Source organism: Aquabacterium sp. T101 (assembly GCF_057219775.1).
Map to the genome: position 1 here is coordinate 315,992 of NZ_JBXVVZ010000003.1, position 22,997 is coordinate 338,988.

Sequence of the window (22,997 nt, forward strand, 5' to 3'; positions counted from 1 at the left end):
CCATGCCGTTCAGGGCTGGGTGAAGTGGTCGCCGGCCACCACCGGCTGCTGCACCTGCAGCACCAGCGCGTAGGACACGCGGTCGAACACGCGGAACACGAACAGCAGGCCGTGACGCTCGTCGGGCAGCTTGATCGCTTCGGGCTTGGCGTAGGTGCGGTCGACCCGGCGCTCGCCGTCGCGCAGCACGGCCACCACGTGGCCGCGCTCCATGCCGTCGCGGGTGCCGCGGTTGATCGACACCACCTGGTTCTGGCCGGCGTTCAGGCCGTCGCCGTAGACGCGCACCACCTGGCCGGACAGCGGCTTGGTCGGCGCATGCGGCACGAAGGCGCTGAAGTCGCGCGGCGGCACGGCGGCCAGGCGGTCGCCCACGCCGACCTCTTCCTTGGCGGCGGTGATCTCGAAGGTGGCCGGCACGGGCACCGAGCCCTTGCCGTCGGCCGCGGTGGCCGTGCCGGCCTCGCGGATGTAGGCGGCGGTACCGACGAAGTGGGCCTCGTAGCCGAGCACTTCCTTGGTGGCCGGGTCCACCAGCGGCGTGGCCTGGCGGAACAGGCGCCAGTCGGCGATGCCGGCCACGTTGCCACGCACGTAGGCGCGATCACCGCGGCCCATCACGACGCGGCTCTCGGGGGCGGCCACCACGCGCGGCGCATTGGCCAGCTCGTCGGCGGTGAACACCACGGCCTCGTTCAGGAACGGGGCGATCAGGTTGAGCGGAATCGACGGGATCGCGGAATCGCCGAGGCCTTCGCTGCGGATGCGCGGGCTGAGCCTGACGGTGCCGTCGGGGCCGGCCTGGCCGATGGTCAGGCGCGCGCGCCCGCCGGACTTGTCGAGCACCAGCACCTGGCCCGGGTAGATCAGGTGCGGATTGCGGATCTGCTCGAGGTTCATGCCCCACAGCTGGGGCCAGCGCCACGGCGACTTGAGGAACAGCTTGGAGATGTCCCACAGCGTGTCGCCGCGCTTGACGGTGTGGCTATCGGGCGCGTTGGGCGCCAGGTCCTCGAGCGGCACGCCGGCCTGGGCCGTCTGCTGCGCGGTGGTGCGCTGCTGCGACGTGATCGGGAAGTTCTGCGCCAGCGCGGTGCCGCAGCCCAGCGCGAGCAGGCTCGCGATCAACGGTGTGGCGTGGCGCTGAAACGGGCGTCGGATCATGAAGGGGGCTCCCGGGGCGCGGCGATCGCAGTGCGAAAATGGCGCCGCTTTCGAGGTCTTCGAACACGCTGCCGACGCCCGTGGGCAAGGCCGGCAAAATGCTCACTTGGTTTGGCAGATTCTGCCCCTAAACCCTTGATGCCGCAATGAAAGTGCCCCGCCGGGCAGTCCCGCGCGGCCCGTGTGTGTCACCTTTCACGAATCATGTCTTTGTTGCCGATCCTGCGTTACCCGGACCCTCGACTGCATACCGTGGCCAAGCCTGTGGTAAGCGTCGACGAGCGCATCCAGCGCCTGGTCGACGACATGCTCGAGACCATGTATGCGTCCGACGGCGTGGGCCTGGCCGCGACCCAGGTCGACGTGCACGAGCGGGTGGTGGTGATCGACACGTCCGAGTCGCGCGACCGTCCGCGCGTGCTGATCAATCCCGAGATCACCGCACGCAGCGACGAGCTGGTGCTGGGCGAGGAAGGTTGCCTGTCGGTGCCCCAGATCTACGACAAGGTGCAGCGCCACGCGCGCGTCACGGTGCGCGCGCTCGGCCGTGACGGCCAGCCCTACGAGTTCGAGGCCGAGGGGCTGGAGTCGGTGTGCGTGCAGCACGAGCTCGACCACCTCGTCGGCAAGGTGTTCGTGGAATACCTCAGCGCGCTCAAGCGCGACCGCATCCGCACCAAGATGCAGAAACGCACGCGCGACGAGCAGGCCACCGCCGGCGCCGCGTCGCGTCGCCTGTAGCGGCCGATGACGCTGCGTGTCGCCTTCGCCGGCACGCCGGAGTTCGCCGCGGTGGCGCTGCGGCGGGTGCTGGCGGCCGGGTTCGCCGTGCCGCTCGTGCTGACGCAGCCCGACCGGCCGGCCGGTCGAGGATTGCGCCTGCAGGCGTCGGCCGTCAAGCAGGTGGCCCAGGCGCACGGCATCGCCGTGGCCCAGCCGATGAGCCTGCGCCTGGACGGCCGGTACCCCGACGACGCCGCGGCGGCCCGCGCTGCGCTCGACGCGGCACGGCCTGACGTGATGGTGGTGGCGGCCTACGGGCTGATCCTGCCGGCCTGGGTGCTGGCGCTGCCGCGACTGGGCTGCCTGAACATCCATGCCTCGCTGCTGCCGCGCTGGCGCGGCGCGGCGCCGATCCAGCGCGCGATCGAGGCCGGCGACACGCACACCGGCATCACCATCATGCAGATGGACGAGGGCCTGGACACCGGCGCGATGCTGCTGGTGGAGCGCCTGCCGATCGGCCCCGACGAAAGCGCCGCGACGCTGCACGACAAGCTGGCCGGTCTCGGCGGCCGTCTCGTCGTGGACGCATTGGAAGCCGCGGCCTGCGGCGGCCTCGTGGCCACACCGCAGCCCGCCGACGGCGTGACCTACGCCCGCAAGCTCGACAAGTCCGAGGCGGCGATCGACTGGCATGCCGATGCAGCGACGATCGAGCGGCGGCTGCGGGCCTTCGATCCGCAGCCTGGCTGCCATGCGGACGTGGGCGGCGAGCCGCTCAAGATCTGGCGTGGCAAGGTGAGTGCCGGCTTCTTGGGCACGCCCGGCCAGCTGGAAGTGTCGTCCGGGCGTGCCGTGGTGGCCTGCGGGCGCGACGGCCTCGAACTGCTGGAAGTGCAGCGCCCCGGCGGCAAGCGCCAGCCAGCGGCGGCCTGGCTCGCGTCGCGCGGCTGAACCGGCGCGGCAGGCACGCGACGCGGCGGGCGCCGCCAGGGCGGCCCGCCGGCCGACGCCGCCCGCTCAAGCTGGCGGCGCGGGCGCCGATAAACCGGCACACCCGAGTCGTGCCCATGAAACGTCTGCTCCTGTCCCTGCTGATCGCCGCGGCCCTGCCGGGGCTGGCCGGCTGCGACCTGTTCGGCGGCGAGTCCGCCGAGGCGGTGGCCGCGCGGCGCGAGGCCGAAGGCAAGGCCGTGGGCGGCGGCTGCCGGCATGCCGGCCGCGCCATCGAGGACTGCTTCGCGCTGAACAAGCGCGCCGACAAGGCCGCGGTCTTCGCCGGCTGGCGCGAGATGAACGACTACATGCGCGAGAACAAGGTCGAGACCGTGGTGCCGCAGGCCACGCCGGCGCCGTCGGAGACGGCGGCCAAGGCCGACGTGCCGCCCGCGGGCGACGAGGGGCCGGCCAAGGCGGGCGCCAAGCCGCGCAAGACCGACAAGGCCGAGGCGCCGGCCAAGGGTGACAAGGGCGACGCCGCGGCGCCGTCCAAGGCCGACAAGGCGCCCGCCAAGCGCGAGTCCTGAGGCCGGCGGCGCCGCGCGGCGTCCCCTTCCGCGCGTCGGCGTCCTGCGTTCCGTCGCTCCCCGCTGCAGGTGGTCGCAAGGCTTGCGACGCCGCGGTGCGCGTGCGGCATCCTTGCGGCTCCTCCAACTTCTGCCTTCGCCGCCCGCCATGCATGCCACGAATCGCCGCCCGCTGATCGCCGGTCTCGTCTTCGCCCTGGCCCTGGGTGCCGCCCCGCTGGCCGGCGCCGCCACCGTCGGCTCCGGCACGGTCGCCACCGAAACCCGCGACCTGTCGGGCTTCGGCGCCATCTCGATGCACGGCAGCATCGACGTGGTGGTGCGTCAGGCCACGCGCGAGTCGGTGCAGGTCAGCACCGACGCCAACCTGCTGCCGCTGCTGCAGACCGTGGTCGAGGGCAGCGGCGACCAGCGCAGCCTGCGCATCCAGTGGAAGCCGGGCGAGTCGATCACGACGCGCAGCCGCACCGTGGTCACGGTCGACGTGGTGCGCCTGGGGGCCGTCGCGCTGTCCGGGTCGGGCGACCTGGACCTGCAGACGCTGAAGACGCCCTCGCTGAGCCTGTCGCTGTCGGGTTCGTCCGACGCCCAGCTGCGGCAGCTCGACACCGACGAGCTGCGCATCAGCGTCGCGGGCTCGGGCGACGTGCAGGCCCGCGGCAAGGCGACCCGGGTCGACGTGTCGATCGCCGGTTCCGGCGACGTGCGCGCACGCGACCTGGCCGCCGACGACGTGCGCGTGTCGATCGCCGGCTCGGGCGACGCCAGCGTGACGGCCGCGCGCAGCCTCAACGTGTCCATCGCCGGCTCCGGCGACGTCGACTACGGCGGCGGCGCGACCCAGGTGATCAGCCGGGTGATGGGCAGCGGGTCGGTGCGGGCACGCAAGTAGGCGGGTAGCGACAATCGGGCCATGCCCGATCTGCCCACCGAGCCGCGCCCGATGTGGCGCGACCCCGAATTCGCCCGCGGCGCCCGCGACATGACCGGCACCGCGCTGGGCATCGCCGCGTGGGGCCTGCTCACCGGCATCGCGATGGCCAAGAGCGGGCTGGCCCTGCCGCTGGCGGTGCTGATGTCGCTCATCGTGTTCGCCGGCAGTGCCCAGCTCGCGGCACTGCCGCTGCTGGCCGGCGGCGCGCCGCTGTGGGTGATCTGGGCCACGGCGCTGTGCGTCAACCTGCGCTTCGTGATCTTCAGCGCCGGCTGGCGCCGCTACTTCGGCGGCCTGCCGCGCGGGCAGCGCATGCGCATGTCCTACTTCGCGGCCGACCTGAACTACGTGCTGTTCATGCGCCGTTTCCCCGATCCGCCGCCGCTGTCGCAGGGCGTGCCGTACTTCTGGGGCGGGGTGGCGCTGAACTGGACGTCGTGGCAGGTGCCTTCCATGGTCGGCCTGTTGCTGGGCGACCGCATCCCGCCCGAGTGGGGCCTGGGCTTCGCCGGCACGCTGGCCCTGCTGGCGCTGACCTACTCGCTGCTGACCGATCGCGCCACATGGATTGCCGCGGTGGTGGCCGGCGCCGCGGCCGTGGCCGCCTACGCGCTGCCGCTCAAGCTCAACATCCTCGTGGCGATCGCTGCGGCGGTGGCGATCGGCCTGGTCATCGACCACACCACGCCGCGCACCGTGCAGCCCGAGGAGGACCTGACATGAGCCTCGTCGAGGGCGTGATCGCTGTCGTGGGGCTGGCGCTGATCACCATCGTCACGCGCGGCTTCTTCCTGTTTCCCGAGCGCGAGCTGCCGATGCCGGCGTGGCTGCAGCAGGGCCTGCGCTATGCCCCGCTGGCGGCGCTGGTGGCCGTGGTGGCGCCGGAGATCGTGCTCACGCAGGGCCGCCTGATCGACACCTGGATGGACGCGCGGCTGCCCGCGGTGGCCGCGGCCACCGCCTACTTCTACTGCCGGCGCGACATCCTGGGCACCATCGTCACCGGCACCGCCGTCTTGCTCGCGCTCAAGCTCGGCTTCGGCTGGTGATTCCTAGAATCCCCTCATCTCCCGCGTCCAACCTCCTCCTTCCAGCATGAACGTCATCCGCTTTTCCGATCTGGTGTCCCAGGGCCGCGTGCGCGGCCAGCGCGTGTTCATCCGCGCCGACCTCAACGTGCCGCAGGACGACGCCGGCCGCATCACGGAGGACACGCGCATCCGCGCGTCGGTGCCGTGCATCCGCATGGCACTGGATGCCGGCGCGGCGGTGATGGTCACGTCGCACCTCGGCCGCCCGACCGAGGGCGAGTTCAAGCCCGAGGACTCGCTGGCGCCGGTGGCCGCGCGCCTGTCGGAACTGCTCGGCCGCCCTGTGCCGCTGAAGGCCGACTGGGTCGACGGCGTGGACGTCAAGCCCGGCGAGGTGGTGCTGCTGGAGAACTGCCGCCTCAACAAGGGCGAGAAGAAGAACGCCGAGCCGCTGGCGCGCAAGCTCGCCGCGCTGACCGACATCTTCGTGCACGACGCCTTCGGCACCGCGCACCGCGCCGAGGCCTCCACCTACGGCATCGCACAGTACGCCAGGGTGGCGTGTGCCGGGCCGCTGCTGGCCGCCGAGATCGACGCCATCACGAAGGCGCTGGCGCATCCGAAGCGTCCGCTGGTGGCCATCGTGGCCGGCTCGAAGGTGAGCACCAAGCTGACGATCCTGCAGAGCCTGGCGAAGAACGTGGACGGCCTGGTGGTGGGCGGCGGCATCGCCAACACCTTCCTGCTCGCCGCCGGGCTGCCCATCGGCAAGAGCCTGGCCGAGCCGGACCTGGTGGGCGAGGCCCGCGCCGTCATCGACGCCATGGCCGCACGCGGCGCCGAGGTGCCGATCCCGGTGGACGTGGTCTGCGCCAAGGCGTTCAAGCCCGACGCGGAGGCCACCGTCAAGGCCGCGGCCGATGTGGCCGCCGACGACATGATCCTGGACATCGGCCCGCGCACGGCGGCGATGCTGGCCGACAAGCTCAAGGCGGCCGGCACCATCGTCTGGAACGGCCCGGTGGGCGTGTTCGAGTTCGACGCCTTCGCGCACGGCACCGAGACGGTTGCTCGCGCCATCGCCGACAGCAGCGCGTTCTCGATCGCGGGTGGCGGCGATACGCTGGCCGCGATCGCCAAGTACGGCATCGAGAAGGACGTGGGCTACATCTCCACCGGCGGCGGCGCCTTCCTCGAGGTGCTCGAGGGCAAGACGCTGCCGGCCTTCGAGATCCTCGCGCAGCGCGCGGCGGGCTGAGCGCAGCGAGTGGGGGCGGTCACTCCACGGGCTGGGTGGCCTTGAACAGCGACGGCCGGAAGCTCATGGGCGCCGCGCCGGTGTCGTCCATGGCCCAGACCGCGAGCGACGCTGCCGGCATCGGCTTGCCGAACAGGTAGCCCTGCAGTTCGTCGCAGCCCATGCCGACCAGGATGTCGCGCTGGGCCTCGGTCTCCACGCCCTCGGCCACGACGCGCAGGCCGAGCGACTTGGCCATCTGCATCACCGCCAGCGCGATGGAACGCGCGCCCTCGCTGTCCGCGAGGTCGCTGACGAAGGCACGGTCGATCTTGAGCTCGGCCACCGGCAGGCGGCGCAGCATCGCCAGGCTGGAGTGGCCGGTGCCGAAGTCGTCGATCGACACGTGCACGCCCATCTCGCCGAGGCGGGCGAAGGCGCGCTGCGTGGCCTCGGTGTCCTCCATCGCCACGGTCTCGGTGATCTCGCAGGTGAAGCGGCCCGGGCTCAGGCCGTGCTGGGCCAGCCCGCGCTCGAGCTGCCCGACGAAATCGCCGGCGCGCATCTGGTGCCCCGACACGTTGATCGCCACCCGCATGCGCAGGCCCTTGTCGCGCCAGGCGGCGGCCTGGCGCAGCGCCTCTTCGAGCACCCAGGTGCCGATCTCCTGGATCAGGCCGGTGCGCTCGGCCAGCGGGATGAACACCGCCGGGCTGATCATGCCGCGCTGCGGATGCTGCCAGCGCAGCAGCGCCTCGGCGGCGGTCACCTGCTGGGTGGCTGCGTCCACCTTGGGCTGGTAGTACAGCGTGAGCTGGCGCTTCTGCACCGCGTGGCGCAGGTCGCGTGCCAGCGCCGCTTCGGTGGCGGCCGCCTCGGCCATGCGCGGCTCGAACTCGGCGAAGGTGCCGCCGCCGGCCCGGCGCACCGAGCGCATCGCGGCGCTGGCCATGCGCACGATGCGCGGCGCTGCGCCATGCTCCGGGTACAACGCGAAGCCCACCGACGACGTCAGCGGGAACGGCTGGCCATCCACTTCCACCGGGGCGGCCAGCACGTCGGCCGTGCGCCGGGCCATCTCTTCGCCCGCCGCCAGCGGGCCGTGCGCCAGCAGCGCGAACTCGTCGGGGCCCAGGCGCGCGGCGGCGCCATGGCGCCCGCCGACCGCCTGGAGCCGTCGGGCCAGCGCCACCGTGGCCTTCTGGGCGACCGCGGTGCCGTGCTCGTTGCCCAGCGCCCGCAGGTCGTCGACGCCGACGTAGATCACCGCCACGGCCGCGTCGCCGCGGTCGGCGCGCGCCGTGGCCAGGTCCAGCGCCCGCGCAAAGGCGCGCGGCGAGGCCAGGCCGGTGGCCTCGTCGATGTCGGCCAGGCGTTCGCTGGCGGCCTGGGCCTGCCGCAGCCGCTCCCGCAGCTTGCGGCTCACGCGGTAGTAGTTCACGCTGGCGGCGACGGCCAGGGTCGCGACGACGATGGCCAGGACGCCGACCCAGGCCGGCAGGGTGACGAGGAAATCAGGCATGTGCCCCTTATCGGCGCATGCCCCCGTCGCTGAAGGGCCCTTTCAGCGCACGACGCCCGGCCGCGGCCGGCCGGCGTCGTCCCAGGCCGGGCCGGCGAACCAGGGCTCGTCCTGCAGCGCGGCGCGCAGCAGCGGCAGGGCGTCCAGGCCCCAGAACAGGCGGCCGTCCAGCACGAAGGTCGGCACGCCGAAGATGCCACGCGCGAGCGCCTCGTCGGTGGCCGCGCGCAGTTGCGCCTTCACCTCGGCCGCGGCGGGGTCGCGCGCCGGCGCCAGCGCCGCCTGCAGGGCGGCCAGGCGCGTCGGGTCGTTCGGGTCGGCGCCGCCGCCGCGCCAGGCATGGTGCATCACGGCTTCCACGACGCGCCGGTTCGGCCCGGCTGCCACGGCCAGCCGCAGCAGCGCGAGCGGATTGAACGGGTGCTGTGCGGGCACCTCCAGCGGCACGTTCCACTGGTGCGCCATCCAGGCCACGTGGCGGAAGGTCCAGGCGCGCTTGGGCTCGATCTCGGCCGGGCCCTTCTGGCCCCAGTGCGCCAGCAGGCCGGCGAACAGCAGCGGCCGGTAGGCCACCTCGTAGCTGCAGCCCTGCAGCGACTCGGGCAGGCGCTCGAACGCCAGGTAGGCAAACGGCGACACGGGGTCGAACCAGAACTCGATCCGCTTCATGGTGTCCGCTCCTTCAGCCCGCCTGGGCTTCCAGCTGCGCCAGGCGTTCGGGCGTGCCGACATCGGTCCAGGCGCCGTCCCAGCGTTCGGCGCCGAGCCGGCCCGAGGCCAGCGCGGCGTCGAGCAGTGGGCGCAGCTTCATCACCGTGCCGGGCACCACGGCGGCGAACATCGGGGCGCGGAACAGGCCGACGCTGGACCAGGTCAGGCGCGGCGGCTGCGCGGTGGCCAGGCCGCCGCCGGCGTCGATGCCGAAGTCGCCGTCGGGGTGGTGCGGCGCATTGGGCACCAGCCACAGGTGGGCGAGCCGGTCGCTGGCGGCAAAGCGCGCCGCCGCCGCCGCGTCGAAGGCGAAGCCGGGCACGAACACATCGCCGGACACGACCCAGAAGTGATCGTGGTGCGGCGTCAGCCAGGGCAGGGCCTTGGCGATGCCGCCCGCGGTTTCGAGCGCGCCGCCATGGTCGCGCCCCTCGGTGGAATAGCGGATGCGCAGGCCCCAGCGCGAGCCGTCGCCGAGCGTGGCGGGGAACTGCGCCTCCAGCCACGCGGTGTTGACCACCACGTCGCGCACGCCGGCGCGGGCCAGCGCCTCGAGGTGCCACACGATGAGCGGCTTGCCGCGCACCGGCAGCAGCGGCTTGGGGCAGCGGTCGGTCAGCGGGCGCATGCGCTCGCCCCGGCCGGCGGCCAGGATCAGGGCGGCGGGGGGCGCGTGCGGCGTCATCGGCGGGCAGTGTAGGGGCGCCGCCTAAAATCGCCGCTTCGCCTGCCGCACCCCCCTTCGAGACCCCATGGCCAGCAACGACACCCAACGCGTTCCCGACACCAGCGGCCCGGCGCCGCAGACCGCCAGCAGCCGCGAGGCGCTGATGGCCAACGCCGTGCGCGCCCTGGCGATGGACGCGGTGCAGCAGGCCAATTCCGGCCATCCCGGCGCGCCGATGGGCATGGCCGAGATGGCGGTGGCCCTGTGGGGGCGCCACCTGCGCCACAACCCGGCGCATCCGCAGTGGCCCGACCGCGACCGCTTCGTGCTGTCCAACGGCCACGCGTCGATGCTGCTGTACGCGCTGCTGCACCTCACCGGCTACGAGCTGCCGATGAGCGAGCTGCGCAACTTCCGCCAGCTACACAGCAAGACCCCGGGCCACCCGGAGGTGGGCATCACGCCGGGCGTGGAGACCACCACCGGCCCGCTCGGCCAGGGCCTGGCCAACGCGGTGGGCATGGCGCTGGCCGAGAAGCTGCTGGCGCAGGAGTTCAACCGCCCCGGCCACACCGTGGTCGACCATCACACCTACGTGTTCATGGGCGACGGCTGCCTGATGGAAGGCATCAGCCACGAGGCCTGCGCGCTGGCCGGCGCCTGGAAGCTGAACAAGCTGGTGGCTCTGTACGACAGCAACGGCATCTCGATCGACGGCCGCATCGAGCCCTGGTACGCGGACGACGCCGCCAAGCGCTTCGAGGCCTACGGCTGGCAGGTCGTGGGCCCGGTCGATGGACACGACGTCAAGGCGCTGGACGCGGCCATCGCGCAGGCGAAGAAGAGCGCCACGCGGCCCAGCATCGTGATCTGCCGCACCAGCATCGGCCGCGGGTCACCCAACCGCAGCGGCACCGCCAAGGCGCATGGCGAGCCGCTGGGCGCCGACGAGATCAAGGCCGTGCGCGCCGCGCTCGGCTGGACGCACGAGCCCTTCGTGGTGCCCGAGTCGGCCTACGCGGCCTGGGACGCCAAGGCCGCCGGCGTGGAGGCCGAGGCCGCGTGGAGCGCACGCTTCGCGTCCTACAAGGCCGCGCATCCCGAGCTGGCCGCCGAGCTGGCACGGCGCCTGAAGGGCGAGCTGCCGAAGCACTTCGCGCAGACCGCGGTGGACGCGATGGTGGCCGCGCACACCAAGGCCGAGACGGTGGCCAGCCGCAAGGCGAGCCAGATCGCGCTGGAGGCCTTCACCAAGGCGCTGCCCGAGCTGCTGGGCGGCTCGGCCGACCTGACCGGCTCGAACCTGACCAACACCTCTTCGACGCCGGCGCTGCGCGTGGGCGACGACGGCCTGCCCAACGGCGGGCGCCACATCAACTACGGCGTGCGCGAGTTCGGCATGGCTGCGGTGATGAACGGCGTGGCGCTGCACGGCGGCTACATCCCTTATGGCGGCACCTTCCTGACCTTCAGCGACTACAGCCGCAACGCGCTGCGCATGGCCGCGCTGATGGGCCAGCGCGTGATCCACGTCTTCACGCACGACTCGATCGGCCTGGGCGAGGACGGCCCCACGCACCAGAGCGTGGAGCATGCCGCGAGCCTGCGCCTGATTCCCGGGCTGGATGTCTGGCGCCCGGCCGACACCGCCGAGACGGCCGCCGCCTGGGCCTGCGCGATCGAGCACCGCAGCCGGCCGAGCGCGCTGCTGCTGTCGCGCCAGAACCTGCCCTACGCGCCCAAGGCCAGCCTCGACCTGATCAGCCGGGGCGCCTACGTGCTGGCCGAGCCCGCCGAGGTGGGCCTGGCGCGCAAGGCGCAGGCGGTGATCGTGGCCACCGGCAGCGAGGTGCAGCTCGCGCTGCACGCGCAGGCGCAGCTGGCGAAGGACGGCATCGCGGTTCGCGTGGTGTCGATGCCCAGCACCAGCGTGTTCGACCGCCAGTCGGTCGACTACAAGAGTTCGGTGCTGCCGCCCAAGGTGCCGCGCATCGCGGTCGAAGCCGGCGTCACCGACGGCTGGTGGAAGTACGGCTGCGCCGCCGTGGTCGGCATCGACCGCTACGGCGAGTCCGCGCCTGGCGGCGTGCTGTTCAAGCACTTCCGCATCACCGCCGAGAACGTGGCGGATGTCGTGCGGCAGGTGGTTCGGGGATGAAGTGGCGGGCTGCCGCGCTGGCCTGGACGCTGTTCGCGTGCGGGCCTGCGTGGTCCCAGGCCGAGCGTTTCGTCGTGGAGCCTCCCGACTCGCTGGCCTGTCTCGAACCGTCGGCGGCGGCACGTGGCGTGCCGGAGTTTCCTCGGGTGCTGCTGGACGCGCGCCAGAGCGCCACGCTGGAGGTCGAGCTGGCCTTCAATGCGGCCGACGGAGCACCCGAGGTGACCGTGCTGCGCAACAGCGGCAGCAAGGGGTTCGAGCCGGCGGTGCGCGAGTTTGTGGCTCGGTACCGCGTGCCTTGTCTACCGGCAGGGCAGCGCTGGACGCTGCGGCAGGAGTTCGTGTTCGACCCCAGCGACCGCCGGCCTGTGTTCTGGTTCGACCCCACCAGCGAGGACCAGCTGAAGACCCGCAATGCGATGTCCTGCCTGACGCGAGTGCAGGGTGCCCCAAGGCTCGAGTACCCTGCTGCGGCCGCGCGGGCCGACATTTCGGGCAAGGTGCTCGCCCGGCTGCGGTTCGAGTCTGCCGACGGCCCCCCCAAGATCACCATCGTCGAAGGGCGGCAGTTCAGGGACCTCGCGCGCGCGGTTCTGGGCGAAGCGGCCACGATTCGCCTTCCCTGCTATGACGGTGTGGCGACGACCCTGACGGTGCTGTACGACTTTCGGCTGGAAGGCGACCCCCGCATGGCCCTCAAGGACATGCCTCTGGCCGGGTTGCTGCGCTTCCTGAAAGGTGTGGATAGGGCCACCGTCTACTTCGACTTCGGTCGCATGGCCTGCCCTTTCGACCTGCGTGTCAGATTCATGCAGCCCTTCTCCAGCAACATCGTTGGCGAGGTCGGCAGCGTGCATCCCGAGCGGCGCCATTTCGTCGAGTGGCTGCAGCGGCAGCAACTGAATCTCGATTCGCGCATGCAGAACCGGGTGCTTGGCGAGTCATTGACGGTCAGCGTGCCATGCGGCGTGCTCGACCTGGGCAACAGCGGCGGAGGTGGCGCGTCACAATGAGCGGCTTAGGAATCCAACGGACACAGTCCAAGCCCCCGGCCGGCACACCGCAGTTCCAGATCCGACAACCCCTCACTTCCTCACGGAGCACGACGACATGGCAATCAAGGTAGGCATCAACGGTTTCGGCCGCATCGGGCGCATGGTGTTCCGCGCCGCGGTGCAGAACTTCAAGGACGACATCGAGATCGTCGGCATCAACGACCTGCTCGAGCCCGACTACCTGGCCTACATGCTGAAGTACGACAGCGTGCACGGCCGCTTCAAGGGCGACATCGCCGTGGACGGCAACACGCTGGTGGTCAATGGCAAGCGCATCCGCCTGACCGCCGAGCGCGACCCCGCGGCGCTGAAGTGGGGCGAGGTCGGTGCCGACGTGGTGGTGGAAAGCACGGGCCTGTTCCTCACGCTCGACACCTGCCAGAAGCACATCGACGCCGGCGCGAAGAAGGTGATCCAGAGCGCGCCGAGCAAGGACGACACGCCGATGTTCGTCTACGGTGTCAACCACGCCAAGTACGCCGGCGAGGCCATCATCTCCAACGCCTCGTGCACCACGAACTGCCTGGCCCCGGTGGCCAAGGTGCTGCACGACAGTTTCGGCATCAAGCGCGGCCTGATGACCACGGTGCACGCGGCCACCGCCACGCAGAAGACCGTGGACGGCCCGAGCAACAAGGACTGGCGCGGCGGCCGCGGCATCCTGGAGAACATCATCCCCAGCAGCACCGGCGCGGCCAAGGCGGTGGGCAAGGTGATCCCCGAGCTGAACAAGAAGCTCACCGGCATGTCGTTCCGCGTGCCCACCTCCGACGTGTCGGTGGTCGACCTGACCGTGGAACTGGTCAAGGACACCACCTACGAGCAGATCTGCGCCGCGATGAAGGCCGCGGCCGCGGGCCCGATGAAGGGCGTGCTGGCCTACACCGAGGACAAGGTCGTGGCCACCGACTTCCGCGGCGAGCCCTGCACCAGTGTCTTCGATGCCGACGCCGGCATCATGCTCGACGGCACCTTCGTCAAGGTGGTGGCCTGGTACGACAACGAGTGGGGCTACTCGAACAAGGTGCTCGAGATGGTGCGCGTGATGGGCCGCTGACGCGCCCGCGTGGCCTCCCGACAAGCCGCCTGCGGGCGGCTTTTTCGTGGGGGCGTGAGGCCGGCGGACCGAGCCGTATTTCACGGGCGGCTGGGGGTCGCTCCGATGGCACACACTGCTTAACACCTTCGGGCCAATCGGTCTTTAGACTCCCGGGATGCGCATTGCCTCCCTCTGCCTGGCGGTCTCGGCCGCCTTCGCCGCCTTCGCTCCCCCCGTCGCCGCCCAGGCCGAACGCGTGCCGACCCGGCCGCTGCCGCTGGCCGACAGCGCCGGGCACGCCCGGGTGATCGTCAAGTTCCGCGAGGCGTCGACGACGCTGCGCGCGCATGCGCTCGCTGCCGGTGCGTCGTCCGCTGACGTGGCCGGCCGCCTGGCCGCGCGCGCTTCGGCCCTCGGTTCGCGCCACGGGCTGGTGCTGCGCGCCGGCGTGCCGGTGGGCATGGACTCGCAGGTGGTCATGGCCGACGGCATCGGATCGGCCGCGCTCGCGGCGCGCCTGGCCGCCGACTCCGAGGTGGAGTACGCCGAGCCCGACCGCCGCGTGCGCCGCGTCGCCGTGCCGAACGATCCGTTGTTCAGCAGCGTGACCGGCCCCCAGGGGCCGGCCGCGGGCCAGTGGTACCTGCGTGCCCCGGACAGCACGCTGCGCTCGGCCATCAACGCCGTCACGGCCTGGGACCTGCACACCGGCAATCCGTCGGTCATTGTTGCGGTGATCGACACCGGCGTTCGCCTGAACCACCCGGACCTCGCCGGCAAGCTGCTGCCTGGCTACGACTTCGTCTCCGACCTGCGCATCTCCAATGACAGCAACGGCGTCGACGAGGACCCGAGCGATCCGGGCGACTACCTGACGCAGCAGCAGATCGACGCCGACACCACGTTCTGGGACGGGTGCGAGGTGTCCGAAAGTTCCTGGCATGGCACGCAGGTGTCCGGCATCGTGGCCGCCTCGACGCAGAACGCGCTCGGCATGGCCGGTTCCGGCGGACACGTGCGCGTGCTGCCGGTGCGCGCGCTGGGCAAGTGCTTCGGCTACACCAGCGACATCGTCAACGCCATGCGCTGGGCCGCGGGTCTGTCCGTGCCGGGCGTCCCGAACAATCCCACGCCGGCCAAGGTGCTGAACCTGAGCCTGGGCAGCAGCGGCGCCTGTTCGGTAAGCGAAACCAATGCGGTGGCGGCGGTCAATGCCGTCGGCGCGGTGGTGGTGGCCGCCGCCGGCAATTCGGCCGGCCGCGCCTCGGGATCGCCGGCTAACTGTGCCGGCGCCATCGGGGTGGCCGGCCTGCGCCATGTGGGCAGCAAGGTGGGCTTCTCCGACATCGGGCCCGAGCTGTCGATCGCCGCACCCGGGGGCAACTGCGTCAACCTCAGCGGCAGCTGCCTCTATCCGATCCTGACCACCACCAATGCCGGGACGCAGGGCCCGGGCACGAACACCTACTCGGACGGCAACAACGCCAGCGTCGGCACCAGCTTCTCGGCCCCTCTGGTGTCGGGCGCGGCGGCCCTGATGCTGTCGGTGCGGCCGAACCTCACGCCGGCGCAGCTGCGCTCGCTGGTGATGTCGAGTGCCCGGCCATTCCCGGCGAGCGGCCTGCTCGACAGCAACAACCAGCCGTTGCAGGCCTGCCAGGCACCGGGCAACTTCGACCAGGGTGAGTGCTACTGCACCACCAGCACCTGCGGCGCGGGCATGCTCGACGCGAATGCGGCGGTGCGTGCGGCCATCGGAGCGGCCAACCTCGGCGAGCTGCTTCAGCCGGCCGTGGCGCTGGCCGTGCCGACCTCCAGCCCGCAGGCCGGCACGGCCTTTTCCCTCACCAGCAGCGCTTCGCTGGTTCCGGGCGGGCGCAGCATCGCGTCGCGGCGCTGGAGCCTGGTACAGGCGGGCGGGATCGTGTCGGGTTTCGACGGCGCAACCGATGGCACGACCGTGGCACTGACGGCGTCGGCGGCCGGGCGCGTGGTGGTGCAGCTGGCCCTCACCGACGACCGCGGCTTCGTCACGGCGGTCGACTTCCCGGTCGACGTGGCGGCGGCCTCGGGCGGTGGTGGTGGTGGCGGCTCGGGCGGCGGTGGTGGTGGTGGCGGCGGCGGGGGCTCGATGTCCTGGGCCTGGCTGCTGGCGCTGGCCACGGCGACGGTCCTGCTCGCACGCCGCGGCGCCGCGGCGCGGGCGATGCGCCGCGTGCGCGTTCGCCCGGTGCCGCTGCGCCAGGACTCGAGACGGTTCGTGGAATAGGGCGAAAATGCCGGCGCTGACGCCGGCCAGTCCCCTGGGTGGTCGGCTCGATAATCCCCATCCGATGAGTTCCGCCGATTGCCCGGCGCGCGAGGCCGGAGCCGGCCCCGACTGCGCCCGTCCCGTGATGCAGAGTGCGTCCCGCCGTGCAGCCCTGACCCTGGCCGCCGGCCTGTGGCTGGCGCTGACCGGAGCCCACGCCGCGCCCCCCATGGCCGCCGCCAGGGCCGCCACGCCGGCGACGCCGCCGGTGCGGGCGATCCTCGTCGAGCTGCGCGATGCCCCCACCCATGCCAGCCTGATGCGCGGCCGCGCCGACCGCGCCCAGCGCGCGGCCGCGGGCCTCGGCGAGGGGGGGCCGTCAGCGTCGCTGCGCGAAGCCGCCCGCTGGCAGGGCGTGGTCGCGGCCACGCCCGGGTTGCGTCTGGCGGCGCGCCGCGCCACCGGCTCGCGCGCCCAGCGGCTCGAGCTCGACCGCCCCATGTCGCGCGAGGAGGCCCAGGCCCTGGCCGCCCGGCTGGCGGCCCGGCCCGAGGTGGCCTGGGCCGAACCCGTGACGCGTGAGCACCGGCTGCAGCTGGCGGGCCAGCCGCCGTCGGACCCATTCTTCGGCGGATTTGCCGGCCAGTGGTGGCTGCAGCCGGCACAGGGCAGCGACGCCGTCCCGCTGGAGCAGCGGCTGCGCGGCGTGCCCGGCTTCCTGAACGCCTGGGTGCAGGTGGGCATCGGCAGCGCCGCGTCGCGCGTGGCCGTGCTCGACAACGGCATCACCGCCCATGCCGAGCTGACCGGCCGCGTGCTGCCCGGCTACGACTTCGTGGCCGACACCGCGTACTCGAACGACGGTGACGGCCGCGACCCCGACCCGAGCGACCCGGGCGATTGGGTCGACCAGGCCGACCGCGCGCGCGACGCCACCCGCTTCGGCAGCTGCGCCATCCAACCCAGTTCCTGGCACGGCACCGCGATCGCCGGCATGCTGTTCGCCAACACCGACAACGGCGTCGGCGTGGCCGCGATGAACTGGCAGGGCCGCGTGGTGCCGGTGCGCGTGGCGACCAAGTGCGGCGCCGACGTGGACGACATCGTCGACGGCATGCGCTGGGCGGCCGGCCTGGCCGACGTGTGTCGGCGCAGCGACTCGGCGGGCAACTGCATCGAACTCGCGCCGCGCAACGCCAACCCGGTGCGCGTGATCAACATCAGCTTCGGCGGCACCGGCAACTGCGCGCCCTACCAGGGCGCGATCGACGAGCTGCGCTCGCTGGGCGTGGTGGTGGTGGCGGCGGCCGGCAACGAGTACGGCACGCCCACGCGCCCGGCCAAGTGCCCCGGCGTCGTCGGTGTGGCGGCACTCAACCGCGACGGCTTCAAGAGCAACTACTCCAACTTCGGCCCGGAGTTGACGGCCAGCGGCATCGCCACCGTGGGGGGCGACGACAACGACGGTGCCTGGGCCAGCCTCGCCGACAGCGGGCTGCTGTCGATCGGCAATCTCGGCGACACCGCTCCGGCGGGCGAAGCCTACTTCTCGTACTTCGGCACCAGCTTCTCCGCACCGGTGGTGGCCGGCGCGGTGAGCCTGATGCTGTCGGTGAACCCGGCGCTGACGCACGCGCAGATCGTCGACGGCCTGCGCCGCTCGGCACGCCCGCACGTCGTGTCGCCGGTGCCCGGCGTGGCCGAGTGCAGCAGTGCCAACCCGGGACGCTGCCTGTGCACCCCGCAGACCTGCGGGGCCGGCATCCTGGACATCCGCCAGGCGCTGGCCTATGCCGCCGACCCGGCGGCCTATGTGGCACCGGCACGCGGTGCGGAGTCGATCGACAGCGCCGAGCTGCGCGCCGCGGCGGCGCTCGGCCCGGACCGCCCGGGCGGCACGCCGCCGGCCAGCGGCGGCGGGTCGGGCGGCGGGGGTGCGTCCAGTGGCGGCTGGCTGGCCGCGCTGGCGCTGGTGAGCCTCGGGCTGGTCGTGGCCGGCCGGCGGCGGCGCGGCGCCCCGTCAGCGTGACGGGACGGCCGCGCTGGCGCAGGCCACGAGGCCGCCCGTGCCCAGCGACGGCGTCCTGAAGGCGCGCAGCGCGTCGGCCTGCGCCGGCGTCACGTTCTCGATGCGCAGGCGGGTCTCGGTGCCGGCGCCGCGCAGCAGCAGCACGCGGGCCGTGCGCACGCCGCGCTGCGCGAAGCCGTCGAGGGCGGCCTGCGCCGCAGCTGGCGTCTCGTAGCGGCCCAGCGCCAGCCCGGTGCCGGCGTCACCCGGCAGGCGCACCTCCTCGGCCCCCACGCGCAGCCGCGCCAGTTCGTCGCGCTTCTTCTGCACCGCCTCGCGGCCGGCGAGCGGGCCCACCACCACCGCGTGCTGCGCCGGCGTCTCGCGGCTGGCACGGATCCAGCCGCGTGCCGGCAGCACGGCCACCAGGGCCTGCTCGGTGGCCAGCAGCGCGGCGGGTTCCAGCGGCGGCGACTCGAAGCAGGCCAGCGCCGACTTGGCCGCGGCCGAAGCCGCCAGGGCGGCGGACGCGGGCGCGGCCACGCCGCTAGCCGCACCGGCAGGGGCACTGGCGGGTGCGCCGGACGGCGCGCTGGCGGCCAGGGTCGCACTGGCCGCACTGGCCGGGCCCAGGGCGGCGCTGGCCGCGCTGGCGGCAGCGGCCGGCGGCACGCTGTCCGGCGGCAGCACGCGCACGCTGTCGGGGCGCACCTGCTGGTCCAGGCGCCAGGGCTCGCGCTGCGGGCCCGGCGTCACGCCGAGCCAGCCCCGGCTCCAGGCCCAGAACAGCCCGTTGGCCAGCAGCAGCGCAAGCACCGCCCAGCGCAGCATGTCAGTTCCCGGAAGACGGCGTCAGGCGCACGCTGACTTCGCCGCTGGCGATCTCGCGCACGGCACCGTCGTCGGTGCGAAGGCGCAGCGCGCCGTGGGCCGACACGCCGTCGGCCGTGCCTTCGACGGTGCCGTCGGGACGGCCGGCCGCGGCGGTGTCCACCGCGCTGACCCGCTGGCCCCGCAGCAGGTCGCGTCGCGCATAGGCGCTGGCGAAGCCGGCGAACCCTTCGCGCTCGAACTGCTGCAGCGCGCGCACCAGCGGCAGGGCCACCCGGTGCAGCACGGCGGGCGGGGTGAGGGCGGGCGCGATCTCCTGCAGGCAGGCATGGCCGTGCGTCATCGGCGGAAGGGGTGCCGGCGACGCGGGCAGCGGCGCCACGTTCAGGCCCACGCCCACGACCACCATGCGGCGCCCGCCGACCGGCACGGTCTCGATCAGCACGCCGCCGAGCTTACGACCCTGGCCCGGGGCGTCGACCAGCCACAGGTCGTTGGGCCACTTCAGGCCGATGCGCGGCGAGGGCGCGCCCGGCTCGGGCGGCTCCAGGGCGTCGGCCAGTGCCACGCCGACGGCCAGCGACAGGCCCGACCAGTCGCGCGGCGACAGCGGCAGGCCGATGGAAAAGGTGAGCGACGCCCCCGGCGCCGACAGCCAGCCGCGGCCCATGCGGCCGCGCCCGAGGGTCTGGTGCTCGGCCACCAGCAGGCAGGGCTGGGTGTCGCCGGAACGGCGGCCGTAGGGGCCGGCGCGTTCGTCGCGCGCGCCGCGCTGGCGCAGTGCCTCCAGCTCGCCCGGGGTGGTGATGGGCGCGTCGTGGCGGCCGCCGCCGGAGCGGGCCCGCTCCAGCAGCAGCGTGTTGGTGGACTCCGCCCGCGCCAGCACCTCCACCGAGATGCCCGGCAGGTGCGGCTCCAGCTGCTGCCACAGCGCCTCCGCCGCCCAGTGCAGGTGCGCTGCCGGGGCGTCGAAGTCGCGCGTGCCCTGGATCATCGTTTCGGGGCCAGCATCGTGCCGCGGCAGTTGCGCGCGCCGCAGCGGCAGGCGTACTCGCGCTTGAGCTTCGGGGTGTAGCGGTCGTCGATCGTCAGCCCGTAGTCGTAGAACAGCTCCTCGCCCGGCTTGATGCTGCGCAGCGCCTTGATGAAGACGCGGCCGTCCTGCTCGTCGGCCTCGCAGTTGGGGTTGCAGGCGTGGTTGATCCAGCGCGCGGCATTGCCCCCCACCCCGGCGTCGATCACGTGGTCGTCGTCGATGTGGAAGAAGAAGGTATGGTTCGGGTCGTCCGGGTTGCTCGGGTGGCGCTTCAGGGCCTGGGGCCAGGTGATGCGCTCGCCCTTGTACTCGATGATGGTCTCCCCCTTGGCCAGCGGCTGCAGGGCATAGACCCCCTTGCCGTGGACACCGGAGCGGCGGACCTGGATGCGGCGGCCGGCGGCGGCAGCGGGGTTGGCTTGCTTGTCGGTCTTCATTCGGTACATTGATTTCATGGGCGCGCGCGTGCGCATGCACGTGCGCGCGAGGCCCGGATTGTAGGCACCCGTATTCGTCAGGCACGACACCACATGACCAAGTCACTGATCATTGCCGAGAAGCCGAGCGTGGCGCAGGACATCGTGCGCGCGCTCACGCCCGTGGCCGGCAAGTTCGAGAAGCACGCCGACCACTTCGAGAACGACCGCTACGTGGTCACCTCGGCGGTGGGCCACCTGGTGGAGATCCAGGCCCCCGAGGAGTACGACGTCAAGCGCGGCAAGTGGAGCTTCGCGCACCTGCCGGTGGTGCCGCCGCACTTCGACCTGGCCCCGATCGACAAGGCCAAGTCGCGCCTGTCGGCGGTGGTCAAGCAGGTCAAGCGCAAGGACGTCACCGAGCTGATCAACGCCTGCGACGCGGGCCGCGAGGGCGAGCTGATCTTCCGCCTGATCGTGCAGTACGCCGGCGGCAAGAAGCCGATCGACAAGCCGGTGCGCCGCCTGTGGCTGCAGAGCATGACGCCGGCGGCGATCCGCGAGGGCTTCGACAAGCTGCGCAGCGACGAGCAGCTGCTCGGCCTGGCCGACGCGGCGCGCAGCCGCTCCGAGGCCGACTGGCTGGTGGGCATCAACGGCACGCGGGCGATGACCGCCTTCAACTCGCGCGACGGCGGCTTCTTCCTCACCACCGTGGGCCGGGTGCAGACGCCCACGCTGTCGATCGTGGTCGAGCGCGAGGAGAAGATCCGCAAGCACGTCGCGCGCGACTACTGGGAGGTCAAGGCCACCTTCCTGGCCGCGGCCGGCAGCTACGAGGGCAAGTGGTTCGACCCGGCCTTCAGGAAGGGCGACGACGCCGAGGCGCGGGCCGACCGGCTGTGGGACGAGCCCACCGCGCAGGCGATCCGCCAGGCCTGCCTGGGCGGCAGCGCCACCGTGGTCGACGAGGCCAAGCCCAGCACCCAGGCCAGCCCGCTGCTGTACGACCTGACCACGCTGCAGCGCGAGGCGAACTCGCGCTTCGGCTTCTCGGCCAAGACCACGCTGTCGCTGGCGCAGGCGCTGTACGAGAAGCACAAGGTGCTGACCTACCCCCGGACCGACAGCCGCGCCCTGCCGGAGGACTACCTCAAGGTGGCCAAGGACACCATGGCCATGCTGGCCGGCGAGGACCTGCCCGGCCCGCTGGCGGAGCTGTCGCGCCACGCCGCCAAGGCGGTCAAGCAGGGCTACGTCAAGCCGTCCAAGCGCGTGTTCGACAACACCAAGGTGTCGGACCACTTCGCCATCATTCCGACGCTGCAGGCGCCCAAGGCGCTGACCGACATCGAGGCCAAGCTGTACGACCTGGTGGTCAAGCGCTTCATCGCGGTGTTCTACCCGAGCGCCGAGTTTCTGGTCACCACCCGCGTGTCCACGGTGCACGCCGGCGGCCGCGACCACCGCTTCCAGACCAACGGCAAGGTGCTGGTCAACGCCGGCTGGCAGGCCGTGTACGGCAAGGAAGTGCAGGAGGACGACGCCAACCTGGTGGCGGTGGCCGAGGGCGAGAAGGTCAAGGCGGCCGACATCGACGTCAACGCGATGAAGACCCGCCCGCCCGCGCGCTACACCGAAGCCACGCTGCTGTCGGCGATGGAAGGCGCGGGCAAGCTGATCGACGACGAGGAACTGCGCGCGGCGATGAACGAGAAGGGCCTGGGCACCCCGGCCACGCGCGCGGCCATCATCGAGGGCCTGCTGGCCGAGAAGTACATGCTGCGCGAGGGCCGCGAGCTGATCCCCACGGCCAAGGCCTTCCAGCTGATGACGCTGCTGCGCGGCCTGGACATCGACGACCTGACCAAGCCCGAGCTGACCGGCAACTGGGAGTACCAGCTGTCCGAGATGGAGCACGGGCGCCTGGCGCGCGACGCCTTCATGGCCGAGATCGCCAAGATGGCCGAGCGCATCGTGCGCAAGGCCAAGGAGTACGACCGCGACACGATCCCCGGCGACTACGCGACGCTGGCGACGCCCTGCCCGAACTGCGGCGGCACCGTCAAGGAGAACTACCGCCGCTACGCCTGCGAGGCCTGCGACTTCTCGATCACCAAGATCCCCGCAGGCCGAGCCTTCGAGATCGCCGAGGTGGAAGCCTTCCTGCGCGACAAGAAGGTCGGGCCGCTGGAGGGCTTCCGTTCCAAGGCCGGCTGGCCGTTCACCGCCGAGCTGAAGCTGGTGTTCGACGACGAGATCCGCAACTGGAAGCTCGAGTTCGACTTCGGCGACAGCGCCAAGGACAAGGCCGACGGCGAGCCGGTGGACTTCACCGGCCAGGACAGCCTGGGCGCGTGCCCGAAGTGCAAGGGCCATGTCTACGAGCACGGCACGAGCTACGTGTGCGAGCACGCCGTGGGCGCGCACGTCACCTGCGACTTCAAGAGCGGCAAGATCATCCTGCAGCAGCCGGTGCCGCGCGAGGAGATGACGCGCCTGCTGGCCAGCGGCAAGACCGCGCTGCTGGAGAACTTCGTCTCCAACAAGACGCGGCGCAAGTTCAAGGCCTTCCTCGCCTACGACAAGAAGGAAGGCAAGGTGGTGTTCGAGTTCGAGCCGCGCGCGGCCAAGGTGCCGGCCAAGGCGGCAGCGAAGAAGACCGCCGCCAAGAAGGACGCCGCGTGA

Annotated in this window: 20 protein-coding genes; 13 read left to right on the plus strand and 7 right to left on the minus strand. The window is 72.3% G+C overall.

What is annotated here, in order from left to right:
* Nucleotides 1-9 precede the first annotated feature (9 nt).
* The gene (locus AC2EAQ_RS11335) at nucleotides 10-1,164 is read right to left on the minus strand and encodes a LysM peptidoglycan-binding domain-containing protein (RefSeq protein ID WP_484643676.1); all 1,155 of its coding nucleotides are present in this window, start codon (nucleotides 1,162-1,164) and stop codon (nucleotides 10-12) included.
* Nucleotides 1,165-1,368: 204 nt separating this feature from the next.
* Here AC2EAQ_RS11335 and def point away from each other — a divergent pair, with 204 nt between their 5' ends.
* The 7 genes from def (at nucleotide 1,369) to AC2EAQ_RS11370 (ending at nucleotide 6,636) form a co-directional block, all read left to right on the plus strand.
* Nucleotides 1,369-1,905 (plus strand): peptide deformylase, encoded by a 537-nt coding sequence (gene def / locus AC2EAQ_RS11340; protein ID WP_484643678.1) that lies wholly within the window; start codon nucleotides 1,369-1,371, stop codon nucleotides 1,903-1,905.
* Nucleotides 1,906-1,917: 12 nt separating this feature from the next.
* Nucleotides 1,918-2,841, plus strand: coding sequence for a methionyl-tRNA formyltransferase (gene fmt / locus AC2EAQ_RS11345; RefSeq protein WP_484643891.1), 924 nt, complete (start codon nucleotides 1,918-1,920; stop codon nucleotides 2,839-2,841).
* A 116-nt stretch (nucleotides 2,842-2,957) separates the two neighbouring features.
* Entirely contained in the window at nucleotides 2,958-3,413 is a 456-nt protein-coding gene (locus AC2EAQ_RS11350; RefSeq protein ID WP_484643680.1) for a hypothetical protein, read from the plus strand.
* 148 nt (nucleotides 3,414-3,561) lie between these two features.
* Entirely contained in the window at nucleotides 3,562-4,305 is a 744-nt protein-coding gene (locus tag AC2EAQ_RS11355) for a head GIN domain-containing protein (RefSeq protein WP_484643683.1), read from the plus strand.
* Between the two features lie 21 nt (nucleotides 4,306-4,326).
* Nucleotides 4,327-5,070 carry an AzlC family ABC transporter permease gene (locus tag AC2EAQ_RS11360; RefSeq protein ID WP_484643686.1) on the plus strand — a complete coding sequence of 248 codons (744 nt, stop codon included), beginning with the start codon at nucleotides 4,327-4,329 and terminating at the stop codon, nucleotides 5,068-5,070.
* A complete protein-coding gene (locus AC2EAQ_RS11365) occupies nucleotides 5,067-5,396 on the plus strand; it encodes a branched-chain amino acid transport AzlD family protein (RefSeq protein ID WP_484643688.1) in 330 nt (109 codons plus the stop codon). Before AC2EAQ_RS11360 ends, AC2EAQ_RS11365 begins: the two co-directional genes overlap by 4 nt.
* A 46-nt stretch (nucleotides 5,397-5,442) precedes the next feature.
* The gene (locus tag AC2EAQ_RS11370) at nucleotides 5,443-6,636 is read left to right on the plus strand and encodes a phosphoglycerate kinase (protein ID WP_484643690.1); all 1,194 of its coding nucleotides are present in this window, start codon (nucleotides 5,443-5,445) and stop codon (nucleotides 6,634-6,636) included.
* A 19-nt stretch (nucleotides 6,637-6,655) separates the two neighbouring features.
* On the opposite strand, the gene AC2EAQ_RS11375 is transcribed toward AC2EAQ_RS11370, so the two are convergent.
* The 3 genes from AC2EAQ_RS11375 to murU are packed head-to-tail and all read right to left on the minus strand — an operon-like array spanning nucleotide 6,656 to nucleotide 9,533.
* Nucleotides 6,656-8,137 carry a putative bifunctional diguanylate cyclase/phosphodiesterase gene (locus tag AC2EAQ_RS11375; protein ID WP_484643692.1) on the minus strand — a complete coding sequence of 494 codons (1,482 nt, stop codon included), beginning with the start codon at nucleotides 8,135-8,137 and terminating at the stop codon, nucleotides 6,656-6,658.
* A 42-nt stretch (nucleotides 8,138-8,179) separates the two neighbouring features.
* Nucleotides 8,180-8,806: a 2-hydroxychromene-2-carboxylate isomerase gene (locus tag AC2EAQ_RS11380; protein ID WP_484643694.1), complete on the minus strand. Its 627-nt coding sequence runs from the start codon at nucleotides 8,804-8,806 to the stop codon at nucleotides 8,180-8,182.
* A gap of 13 nt (nucleotides 8,807-8,819) precedes the next feature.
* Nucleotides 8,820-9,533, minus strand: a complete 714-nt coding sequence (gene murU, locus AC2EAQ_RS11385) for an N-acetylmuramate alpha-1-phosphate uridylyltransferase MurU (RefSeq protein ID WP_484643696.1) — start codon at nucleotides 9,531-9,533, stop codon at nucleotides 8,820-8,822.
* A 145-nt stretch (nucleotides 9,534-9,678) separates the two neighbouring features.
* Here murU and tkt point away from each other — a divergent pair, with 145 nt between their 5' ends.
* From tkt to AC2EAQ_RS11410, 5 genes are all read left to right on the plus strand, one after another.
* Complete coding sequence (gene tkt, locus AC2EAQ_RS11390) at nucleotides 9,679-11,673, plus strand: transketolase (RefSeq protein WP_484643893.1); 1,995 nt, start codon at nucleotides 9,679-9,681, stop codon at nucleotides 11,671-11,673.
* Nucleotides 11,670-12,686 (plus strand): energy transducer TonB, encoded by a 1,017-nt coding sequence (locus AC2EAQ_RS11395; protein WP_484643700.1) that lies wholly within the window; start codon nucleotides 11,670-11,672, stop codon nucleotides 12,684-12,686. Before tkt ends, AC2EAQ_RS11395 begins: the two co-directional genes overlap by 4 nt.
* A 97-nt stretch (nucleotides 12,687-12,783) precedes the next feature.
* Nucleotides 12,784-13,785 carry a type I glyceraldehyde-3-phosphate dehydrogenase gene (gap, locus tag AC2EAQ_RS11400; protein WP_484643702.1) on the plus strand — a complete coding sequence of 334 codons (1,002 nt, stop codon included), beginning with the start codon at nucleotides 12,784-12,786 and terminating at the stop codon, nucleotides 13,783-13,785.
* A gap of 157 nt (nucleotides 13,786-13,942) precedes the next feature.
* Complete coding sequence (locus AC2EAQ_RS11405) at nucleotides 13,943-16,036, plus strand: S8 family peptidase (protein WP_484643706.1); 2,094 nt, start codon at nucleotides 13,943-13,945, stop codon at nucleotides 16,034-16,036.
* A gap of 64 nt (nucleotides 16,037-16,100) precedes the next feature.
* Nucleotides 16,101-18,047 carry a S8 family serine peptidase gene (locus AC2EAQ_RS11410; RefSeq protein ID WP_484643710.1) on the plus strand — a complete coding sequence of 649 codons (1,947 nt, stop codon included), beginning with the start codon at nucleotides 16,101-16,103 and terminating at the stop codon, nucleotides 18,045-18,047.
* On the opposite strand, the gene AC2EAQ_RS11415 is transcribed toward AC2EAQ_RS11410, so the two are convergent.
* From AC2EAQ_RS11415 to AC2EAQ_RS11425, 3 genes are read right to left on the minus strand one after another with little or no spacing between them, the layout of a single operon-like run.
* Nucleotides 18,039-18,857: a hypothetical protein gene (locus AC2EAQ_RS11415; protein WP_484643714.1), complete on the minus strand. Its 819-nt coding sequence runs from the start codon at nucleotides 18,855-18,857 to the stop codon at nucleotides 18,039-18,041. The genes AC2EAQ_RS11410 and AC2EAQ_RS11415 overlap by 9 nt on opposite strands.
* 1 nt (nucleotide 18,858) lies before the next feature.
* Nucleotides 18,859-19,851, minus strand: coding sequence for a biotin--[acetyl-CoA-carboxylase] ligase (locus tag AC2EAQ_RS11420; RefSeq protein WP_484643717.1), 993 nt, complete (start codon nucleotides 19,849-19,851; stop codon nucleotides 18,859-18,861).
* Nucleotides 19,848-20,330, minus strand: coding sequence for an SET domain-containing protein (locus AC2EAQ_RS11425; protein ID WP_484643719.1), 483 nt, complete (start codon nucleotides 20,328-20,330; stop codon nucleotides 19,848-19,850). The genes AC2EAQ_RS11420 and AC2EAQ_RS11425 overlap by 4 nt, the downstream gene beginning before the upstream one ends.
* Nucleotides 20,331-20,423: 93 nt before the next feature.
* Between AC2EAQ_RS11425 and AC2EAQ_RS11430 the strand changes: the two genes are divergently transcribed.
* Nucleotides 20,424-22,997 carry a DNA topoisomerase III gene (locus tag AC2EAQ_RS11430; protein ID WP_484643722.1) on the plus strand — a complete coding sequence of 858 codons (2,574 nt, stop codon included), beginning with the start codon at nucleotides 20,424-20,426 and terminating at the stop codon, nucleotides 22,995-22,997.